The following is a 2,196-nucleotide window of genomic DNA, read 5'->3' on the forward strand; positions in this document are numbered from 1 at the left end:
TTCGTCTGCAAAATGCTTCGCCCGCCCGGGATACGGCGGGTTGGCGCTCCACAGCCGCCCCAGCTCACCATCCGCAGTGTGCTGGCTTTTACAAAGACAAAGGTCACCGCAGGAGAAATAGTCGTGCACATTGGTGTTCCTCTCGAGACGCAGACCGGTGAGACAAGGGTCGCAGCGACCCCGGAAACCATCAAGAAACTGATTGGCCAGGGCCATCAGGTCACCGTCCAACGGGGGGCAGGGCTAAACGCCAGCATTCCGGACAGTGCCTATGAGGCCGTGGGCGCTTCCCTGGGGAGTGCGGCCGATGCCTACGGCGCCCAATTGGTACTCAAGGTGGTCGCGCCCAACGACCAGGAGCTGGCCCTGATCAACAGCGGCAGCCTGCTGGCGGGCATGCTCAACCCCTTCAACAGCGAGCTGATCGGCAAGATGGCCGAACGCGGTATTACCGCCTTTGCCCTTGAAGCCGCGCCACGCACCTCACGGGCACAAAGCCTGGACGTGCTGTCGTCGCAAGCCAACATCGCCGGTTACAAGGCAGTGTTGCTGGCTGCCCATCACTACCCGCGCTTCATGCCCATGCTGATGACGGCGGCCGGCACCGTAAAGGCCGCACGGGTACTGATCCTTGGGGCGGGCGTTGCCGGTCTGCAGGCCATCGCCACGGCGAAGCGGCTGGGGGCAGTGATCGAAGCGTCTGATGTGCGCCCGGCAGTGAAGGAGCAGATCGAATCGCTGGGCGCCAAATTCCTCGACGTCCCCTACGAGACCGACGAGGAGCGCGAATGCGCCGAAGGCGTCGGCGGATATGCGCGACCAATGCCGGCAAGCTGGATGCAACGCCAGGCCCAGGCCGTGCATGAGCGTGCCAAGCAGGCGGATATCGTCATCACCACGGCGCTGATTCCCGGGCGCAAGGCGCCGACCCTGCTCAGTGCCGAAACCGTTGCGCAGATGAAGCCAGGTTCGGTGGTCATCGACCTCGCCGCAGCCCAGGGCGGCAACTGCCCGCTCACCGTCGCCGACCAAGTGGTGCAACAGAACGGGGTGACCATCGTCGGCCCCACCAACCTGCCGGCCCAGGTGGGTGCCGATGCGTCGGCGCTGTACGCACGCAACCTGCTGGACTTCACGAAGCTGCTGTTCGACAAGGACGGCGCACTGGTCATCAACCTCGAAGACGACATCGTCGCGGCCTGCCTGATGTGCCGCGATGGTCAAGTCGTCCGCAAGAACGGCTAAGGAGCACGACAATGGAAGACATGCTGATTTCCCATGGCATCTACAACCTGATCATCTTCGTGCTGGCCATTTATGTGGGTTACCACGTGGTCTGGAACGTCACCCCGGCGCTGCACACCCCATTGATGGCCGTGACCAACGCCATTTCGGCGATCGTCATCGTTGGCGCCATGTTGGCCGCCGCGCTGACCGTGACCCCGGCAGGCAAGCTGATGGGTACCCTTGCCGTAGCGCTGGCCGCAGTCAACGTGTTCGGTGGCTTCCTGGTCACCCGCCGCATGCTTGAGATGTTCAAGAAGAAAACCAAGAACGAGGCGCAGAAGTAAGCATGAGCATGAATCTGGTAACGCTCCTCTACCTCGTCGCCTCGATCTGCTTCATTCAGGCGCTCAAGGGCCTGTCGCACCCGACCACGTCGCGGCGCGGCAACCTGTACGGCATGATCGGCATGGGGATCGCCATCCTCACGACGGTGGGCCTCATCTATAAGCTCGCGGCGCTCTCTGTTGGCAACGGCGGGGCTACCACCGGCATCGGCTACGTGCTGGTCGGCCTGCTGATCGGCGGCACCGCCGGCTCGATCATGGCCAAGCGCGTCGAGATGACCAAGATGCCCGAGCTGGTCGCCTTCATGCACAGCATGATCGGCCTGGCTGCGGTTTTCATCGCCATCGCCGCCGTGCTCGAACCGCAATCTATGGGTATCGTTGCCGCCATCAGCGACCCGATCCCCACCGGCAACCGCCTGGAGCTGTTCCTCGGTGCAGCCATCGGTGCAGTCACCTTCTCCGGTTCGGTGATCGCCTTCGGCAAGCTGTCGGGCAAGTACAAGTTCCGCCTGTTCCAGGGCGCACCGGTACAGTTCGCCGGCCAGCACAAGCTGAACCTGATCCTCGGCCTGACCACCATTGCGCTGGGGCTGCTGTTCACCTTCACCGGCCATTACAGCGC

Annotated in this window: 3 protein-coding genes; all 3 read left to right on the forward strand. The window is 63.2% G+C overall.

All coding sequences use genetic code 11. The annotated features are described in order from the left end of the window. Nucleotides 1-123 precede the first annotated feature (123 nt). On the forward strand, nt 124-1,245 hold the full coding sequence (locus tag HP547_RS28440) for a Re/Si-specific NAD(P)(+) transhydrogenase subunit alpha (RefSeq protein ID WP_172221789.1): 1,122 nt from the start codon (nt 124-126) through the stop codon (nt 1,243-1,245). Between the two features lie 11 nt (nt 1,246-1,256). Then, complete coding sequence (locus HP547_RS28445; RefSeq protein WP_003256966.1) at nt 1,257-1,571, forward strand: NAD(P) transhydrogenase subunit alpha; 315 nt, start codon at nt 1,257-1,259, stop codon at nt 1,569-1,571. A 2-nt stretch (nt 1,572-1,573) separates the two neighbouring features. Beyond that, nucleotides 1,574-2,196: NAD(P)(+) transhydrogenase (Re/Si-specific) subunit beta (locus HP547_RS28450; protein WP_172288825.1), on the forward strand; the 623-nt coding region annotated here is incomplete at its 3' end.

It is taken from the genome of Pseudomonas sp. CM27 (assembly GCF_013179515.1).
Classification (GTDB): Bacteria; Pseudomonadota; Gammaproteobacteria; order Pseudomonadales; family Pseudomonadaceae; genus Aquipseudomonas.

What these genes read in the sequence shown, in the direction of transcription:
- HP547_RS28445 (WP_003256966.1), top strand. Translation starts at nt 1,257, where the DNA reads ATGGAAGACATGCTGATTTCCCATGGCATCTACAACCTGATCATCTTC.